This is a genomic window from Enterococcus caccae ATCC BAA-1240 (assembly GCF_000407145.1).
In the GTDB taxonomy this organism is placed as follows: domain Bacteria; phylum Bacillota; class Bacilli; order Lactobacillales; family Enterococcaceae; genus Enterococcus_L; species Enterococcus_L caccae.
In genome coordinates this window covers 428,555-435,741 of record NZ_KE136473.1, presented here as the reverse complement: position 1 = coordinate 435,741, position 7,187 = coordinate 428,555, and the positions used below count along the sequence as shown (strand labels likewise).

General features: G+C 34.9%; 6 protein-coding genes. 3 read left to right on the top strand and 3 right to left on the bottom strand.

Annotated features, from left to right (window positions below):
• From I580_RS16440 to I580_RS07565, 3 genes are all read right to left on the bottom strand, one after another.
• Positions 1-2,399, bottom strand: a 2,399-nt coding sequence (locus I580_RS16440; protein ID WP_016249796.1) for an Ig-like domain-containing protein, incomplete at its 3' end; no start/stop codon positions are given.
• A gap of 412 nt (positions 2,400-2,811) precedes the next feature.
• A complete protein-coding gene (locus I580_RS07570; protein ID WP_010771367.1) occupies positions 2,812-3,297 on the bottom strand; it encodes a nucleoside deaminase in 486 nt (161 codons plus the stop codon).
• A 131-nt stretch (positions 3,298-3,428) separates the two neighbouring features.
• Complete coding sequence (locus tag I580_RS07565; RefSeq protein WP_010771366.1) at positions 3,429-5,510, bottom strand: DNA topoisomerase III; 2,082 nt, start codon at positions 5,508-5,510, stop codon at positions 3,429-3,431.
• Positions 5,511-5,699: 189 nt separating this feature from the next.
• Between I580_RS07565 and I580_RS07560 the strand changes: the two genes are divergently transcribed.
• The 3 genes from I580_RS07560 to I580_RS07550 all read left to right on the top strand — a co-directional run bounded on the left by I580_RS07560 (position 5,700) and on the right by I580_RS07550 (position 7,153).
• On the top strand, positions 5,700-6,413 hold the full coding sequence (locus I580_RS07560; protein ID WP_010771365.1) for a DsbA family oxidoreductase: 714 nt from the start codon (positions 5,700-5,702) through the stop codon (positions 6,411-6,413).
• Between the two features lie 152 nt (positions 6,414-6,565).
• Positions 6,566-6,772 (top strand): helix-turn-helix transcriptional regulator, encoded by a 207-nt coding sequence (locus tag I580_RS07555; protein WP_010771364.1) that lies wholly within the window; start codon positions 6,566-6,568, stop codon positions 6,770-6,772.
• Positions 6,773-7,153 (top strand): hypothetical protein, encoded by a 381-nt coding sequence (locus I580_RS07550; protein ID WP_010771363.1) that lies wholly within the window; start codon positions 6,773-6,775, stop codon positions 7,151-7,153. It abuts the gene before it with no gap.
• Positions 7,154-7,187: the final 34 nt, after the last annotated feature.

Sequence of the window (7,187 nt, the reverse complement as noted above, 5' to 3'; positions counted from 1 at the left end):
CCCGCTGAAACTAAACGTTTATCTACATAAAAACGTACGGTGTTGTCTGACGGATTTTTCGAAAAATAAGTGGTTCTATACATCCCTTTGGCGATTCCAGCTTCTACTCCCGTATATGGGCCATACCAGGAAGAGCCTAATTTGACAGTCCATTCTGGTACATACCCATTTGGGGATTCTAAAACGATCGTTTGATTCTTTTCTGATTTTATGTTCATTTCAAAAACATCTATATCACTTGAGCTATTGATTTTTCCTTTGACTAGTTCGCCTTCTTTAATTTTCGTTGCCGTTTCGCCAGTATCTCCGTGGTCGTCAACTTCTTCTTCAATTACATTAACAACACTTTTCACTTCTTTATTTCCATCAATAGTTTTTACAATTATTGTCGCTTTACCTGCCGATATTCCTGTTACTTCTCCATCTTTTGAAACAGTTGCAATCTCTGGATTAGAGCTGCTCCATGCAACCAGTTTATTGGTTGCATTCTCTGGATTAATTGTCGCTTTCAACTGCTTCGTTTCTTTAGTTTTCAATTGAATGTTACTAGGTTCAACAGTCACACCAATGACTGAGACAGACTTAGGTATAACAGTGATTTCTGCAGTCGCTATCTTATTTCCCACTTCAGTCTTTGCAGTAATCGTTACTTTTCCAGCCGCTTTTGCTGCAACTTCGCCTGTCTCAGATACAGTTGCAATATCTGTATTTGAACTACTCCAACTAATTTTTTTGTTGACTGCGTTTTCGGGTGTCACTATAGCGTCTAATTTTTTTATATCTCCAACAGTCAGTTCCGCAGTCTCGGGTGAAATGTTGATAGTCATTTCTTCATGGCTATCTCTAGTATAAGCATTAGCCCATAGGTTATAGCGTTTGTCCATTCCCCAAAGACTTCCATCAGATACACTGAGCCAATGCCTCTTACCATTTTCATTCCTATTACTATAAAATGAACGACCAGCATCTAAATGTGGTGTTTGTCCCTTAGTTACATCTTTCACTTGCTGCAACGGAATATTCATTGTTGATACATCTTGTGGATAGGTATATTTTATTATAATTGAATAGTCAGTATTCGGATCTATCATCACTTCTTTTGTTTTAAGCAATTCAAAACCTGGTTCATCCTTGGTCCCTGAAGCAATTTTTTCTAAACCGTCAAATCCTGAAAATGTTTTATTTTTTTCGATTGCTTTACCCAGATAATAAATTTCATAATTTATATGCGATTGATTTGTTCGAATTGAAACTGCTTCTAATGATTCTGCCTTTTTAGAAGTTGTAAAAGTATTACCTAGATAAATATCTTTAGACTGAGAGCCCAAATTAATATAAGAATATTGCTCCCCATTTATATAACTGTTTACATGATCATACGTTTCTTTTGTTGTGTCAGCTGCAATATTTTCTGCTACCAAAAGGTACGCATCTTCATAGCTCATATAAAAATAACCCTTATCATGATTTTGTGCTCCCCAAGAGTTTTTCATTTTAAAAGCACCATTATTTTGGGGTTTCTTTACAAAGTTTTCTTTATCATAATTGTCATCCCAACCAACAATGATAATTCCATGGTTAGCAGTCAACCAATCACCATTGGTTGAAATTAAGTTTGCTTTAGCGTCTTCAACAGGTACATAAGTAGAATTTGTCTTATGACTATAGTACTTAGAATCATGGCTATACTTAGTGTCATAATAAAAAGTTGCCGCACCATATGTGTAAATTAATGATTTGATATCTTCAACTTTTTTTTCTTTCTTTTCTTGTGATTCCGTTTGATAACTTACTCCAGGTACTTTAACCACTTTCTCAATACTCATTGGTAATTTTTCTTTTGTTTGGTTATAAAAATCACTTGATATCATTGGCTGATTTACTTCACGTATTTTAGGTGTTGGAAATATTGTTTCGGTCGTCCCTAAATTGTTCAATGCACCTTGAGTAAATATACTGTTTGCATTTCCGCCTCCATCCAGAGTTCTCCCGATGTGATGTGGATTTAATATATCTGAAAAACTATTTTTTGAGAAATAATAATTAAAATAGTTTGGCGAAATATAATACTCTTCACCAAATTCCTTTTTTGCTGAAATAGCTATTGTATCTGTTCCAGAATAAGCCCAACATAAGCCTAATTCGCCTTGATCCTTCATAACAGTTTCAAAATTTCCATTGCTGAAATCAAATTTTTCAGGCAATAGTTGTCTTTTTCTCTTGAATAACTCAGTCTCAGGAATATCCCTCGGTATTTCTACTTTAATTCCTGAATCTGGCTCCGAAGGAAAATATTCAACCTCCTTAGGTAAGTCTACTGCATACCCACCTACCGAAAAAACAGATAGAAATGTCATACCTCCCAACAACGCTACCAACGCCTTAACACATTTTTTCATAAATTATAAATCTCCTTTTTTATTTTACTGTGAATGTTAAACAATCCACGTAAAATTAATATATCATATAAAAATATATTTCGAAACAAAATATGATATATATACGATATAATATAGATATAAAATTATAATTAGTGTTAAAAACAATGACAATATGTATATAAACAAGGTTGGATACCTCTAATAAATATTAAAAACAAACATAATACGACTTTCTCTTTCACCAAGTTAACTATTGAAAATAAGTACTCAAACACTTTAGCTTGCACATCTTGAATCCTGTTTACTTGAATCTCTATCTTTTTATCAAAAAAAGACTAGGGAATAACTCTACGAGTTACACCCCAGTCACAAGGAATCTGAATACATAAATAGAAATCAAGTATCTATTGAACGACTTGATTTCACTAAACTAAACAAATGTATCCTGAAAATAATTTATATAAATCGGCATTGCAATTTCTCGTAATACGCCTTTTGCAACTTCAGGTCTGTTTGGGCTTTTTGCAAAAATTTCTTCGCTCCCAATCATGATATTAAAGCCTGCGATTTCAGCTAATTCATCATGACCTAAACTATAGACCATTCTACCCAAACTGCTCCAAACCATCGCTCCTGTACACATACAGCATGGTTCACAACTTGTATACAATGTATATTCAGATAGATCTGATATTTTTTGGCTAGAACAAAAATCACGAATAATGCCTAATTCTGCATGATAAGTAGGGTCACTTTCTGTATGAATTTGATTTTCACCAGTTAGGACAACTTTATTGTCTTTTACAAGTAATGCGCCAAAGGGTTCATTTCCCTTTTTAGCAGCATCTTTGGCAAGTTCTAGTGCTTGTTTCATGAATTTTTCGTCTAATTGTTCTTGTTTATTGTTGGCAACCATGATTCTTTCACTCTTCTCTGTTTAGTATTTTGACTAAATTATAACATGAAATCAAACGGTTTCAGGCCTCCTTATCCACTAAAAAACACCGATCATCAAAATTTCTGAGGATCGGTGTTTTTAATTGAAAATCAGTCTTGTTTCATCGCCGCTTTCAAGGCTTGTGCTAGTGCACTTTCTTCTGGTTCTTCTTTTTGTGAATATTTTTTCATCAACTTACGTTCTTCATGTTTCGTCAGTTTTTTACTGCGTTCTTTTTTATCTTGCATTTTTTCAGTGATCGAACAGTATTTACATTTAAAGTAAGCACCGTTTTTACCATCGATAATCTCCATTTTACGGTGGCATTGTGAACAACGGTGATTGGACACTTTCGGGTCTTTTCTCCGACGATAGCTACAATCTTGATTGGAACAAACATAGATTTTACCGTCTTTAGTATTTTTCTCACGCAAGTTTGAACCACATTCTGGGCATTTCTTTTGTGTGATAGAAAAATCTTGGTATTTGCTTTCGCTTTGTTTGATCTCGTTGACTAATTTTTTCGTATCTTGTTCAATTTCTTTAAGAAAAACAGTACTGCTTTGTTTCCCCTTGGCGATAGCTTCTAATGTTTTCTCCCATTTTTCGGTTAATTCAGGCGTAACTAAGGATGGATTGACCAATTCGAGCAACTGTTTGCCCTTTGGTGAAACACTTAAACCATTTGTCGTGCGTTCCATCAATTCTGATTTGATCAGTTTTTCAATGATTTCAGCGCGTGTAGCAGGAGTTCCTAAGCTATGTTTTTCCATTAAACCTAGTAAGGTGCCTTCAGTCAAAGGTTTTGGTGGTGCTGTTAGTTCTTTATTAATGGTGAAATTGGGCGGTACGATCATGCCTAATTTCCAGTCGACAGATGGCGCTACTTCTTCTTTTTCTTGCTTCCATCCTGCAACTTCTACTTTGCTTTGACGGAAAATAAATTGTTCTTTGTTAAAATTTACTGTTACTTTTGTTTGCTTTGTGCGGTGAGGCTCCGCAAACATCCCCAAGAAACGTGTGACGATCATATTGTAGATTTTTTGCTCATCGCCACTTAATTTTTCGTAACGTGGACGTTGTTCCGTTGGAATCAAGGCATGGTGATCTGTGACCTTCTCGTTTTGGAAGACTTTCGTCAGTTTGACTTGACCGCCGTCTTTAATATACGTTTTAACTTCAGGTGCAAAATCACTCACTGCTTGCAAACGTTCTTTCATCGTTGCTTTCATATCCGTTGTTAAATACTTACTATCCGTCCTTGGATACGTCACGATTTTATGAAATTCGTAGAGACTTTGAACGAGGGAAAGAGTTTTCTTCGCTGAAAATTGATAGCGTTGATTGGCTTCTCTTTGAATTTCAGTTAAATCATAAGGAAGTGGTGCTTGTTCTGTTTTCGTTTTTTCTTGGATATCTGTTACTTTCCCTTTGCCTTCGCTTAGTTTTTTTACGAACGCTTCTACATCATTTCGTTCTTTAAATGCGTATGGATTACTTTGAACCAGCTTCGCTTTTTCTTTTTGAACTTGCAGTTCTACTGAAAAATACGTTTGTGGTCTAAAGCCTTCGATTTTCTTTTCTTGTTGGCGGACTAAAGATAGTGTGGGTGTCTGTACCCGTCCAGCTGAAAGACTATCTTGATATTTTACCGTTAAGGCTCTGGTGACGTTCAAACCAACTAACCAGTCTGCTTTGGCGCGAGCTAAGGCTGAATAATACAAGTTATCATATTCTTTAGCAGGTCTCAGTTTTTTGAAACCATCCTTTATTGCCTTATCTGTTTGCGAAGAAATCCAAAGACGCTTAACCGGCTTGTTAAAATGAACATATTCTAAAATCCAACGAGCGACCAATTCTCCTTCACGTCCTGCATCAGTTGCGATCACCGCTTCTGTGACATCTTTACGGTTTGCTAGTTGCTTAATAGCTTTTAATTGATGTCCTGTTTTTGGTAAAGGCTTGATCCCTAAATTTTTGGGTACCATCGGCAGAGTTTCCATTTGCCATGATTGCCATTCTTTATTGATATCTTCTGGCATCTTTAATCCAAGTAAATGACCTAATGCCCACGTTACAATTACAGTCGGACCTTCGTAATAACTTTTATTTTTTTGATTTGCTCCTAGCACTTTGCTTAAATCTTTAGCAACACTAGGTTTTTCGGCAATAATCAGTTGTTTGTTTGCCATTTGTTTCACTCACTTTCTGTATTCCATATATCAATTGAATTAATCGTTAAAATGTCAATATGTTGATTTTACCACACTCGGCTGGTTCTTTTCGCCTCTTATTCAAGCTTTTTAATTGAAATGTAAATAGAAGAACTATATACTTACTAATTGTAAGTTAATAAAAATAAAGATTATCAAGGAGATCCTATGATTACAATTGAGTTTTTTCACGACGTTATCTGTAGTTTTTGTTTTCCAATGTCGTATAGAATGAGACAAGTTCAAAAAGAAATGCCTGACATAAACATCATCCACCGTTCTTTTGCTTTAGCTAGAGATGAAGAAGATCATAAGCAGATGTTTGGTTCTAGAGAAAATGCTAAAAATGAAATCCTATCTCACTGGGTTCATGCTAATCAAAATGATGACCTTCATCGGTTTAACATTGAAGGAATGAGAGCAGCTGACTTTCTTTTTCCAACTTCTATGAATGGTTTACTCGCTGCAAAAGCAGCAGGAGTTGTAGGCGGAGAAGCTAGTTATTGGGACATGTTTGATGCTTTACAGACAGCTTTATTCGTTGATAGTAAAGATATTGATGACATTAACATAATTGAATCAATCGTCAAAAACAGTTCCATTGATTTTGAAAAATGGCAGCAAGCTTTTACTAATCCAGAAACGTTAGCCTTAGTTGAAGATGATTTTCGTTTAGCAAATGCCTATCAACTTAGCGGTGTTCCAGCATTGATCGTTAATGGAAAATATCTGATCAACGGTGCGCAGCCGCTGGATCAAATCATGCAAGCAATTGCGACAATCAAAGAAAAAGAGACACCCATTATTGAAGTGCTTAAAAATGATGAATCGGAAAATGGTTCTTGTAATATGGAAGATGGAAAATGGGTTTGTAAAGATTAGTCTGAACGAATGTGAAGAAAAGCAACTTTTTAAAGTTTATTGGTTGCTTTTCTTTTTTTGTTCAAAACAACGTAAAGATATCTTTACGAATCAATTTAACTATGCTAAAATAAAGTAAAGATATCTTTACTAATAATTAGGAGTTTATCATCATGAACGTTCATAATAAGATCAAAGAAATACGTGAAAGTAAGAAAATAACCCAAATTCAGATGGCCACTGATTTAGGCGTTTCTAGACAAACCATGAATGCTATTGAAAAAACAAAGTATAATCCAAGCTTGGAGCTATCTTTAAAAATAGCGAAGTATTTTAATATGCATGTTGAAGAAATTTTTCAGCTAGAGGAGGAAGAATAAATGAATACAGCTTTACAAATAACACAAGCCATTATCCTATTACTAATAGGGGTTTTTACAATTAGCTCGATTTTTAATGCCATTAAAGCCTTGGTTCAAGTAAAGAAAGGTCGTCTGGATGAATTAGAGAAAAAAACTGTTTCAGATTCCTTAGTTTATGCAATGATCGCACTCTTCATAGTGCATACGCTTCAATTTGTTCTTGGCATCGCAGCAAATATGATACCAAATAGTAACTTTCACTATCATCCAATCATTTCTGGCGGAGTACCTTATAGAAGTATTATTAGTAACGATCCTTGGCACTTTGAATCACTCTTTTTTGATTGCCTTATTTTCTCAGTTATCTACTTCTTCAGAAAACGAAAATATAGAGAGTAAGATAATGTTCCCATTATCTTACTCTCTATATTTT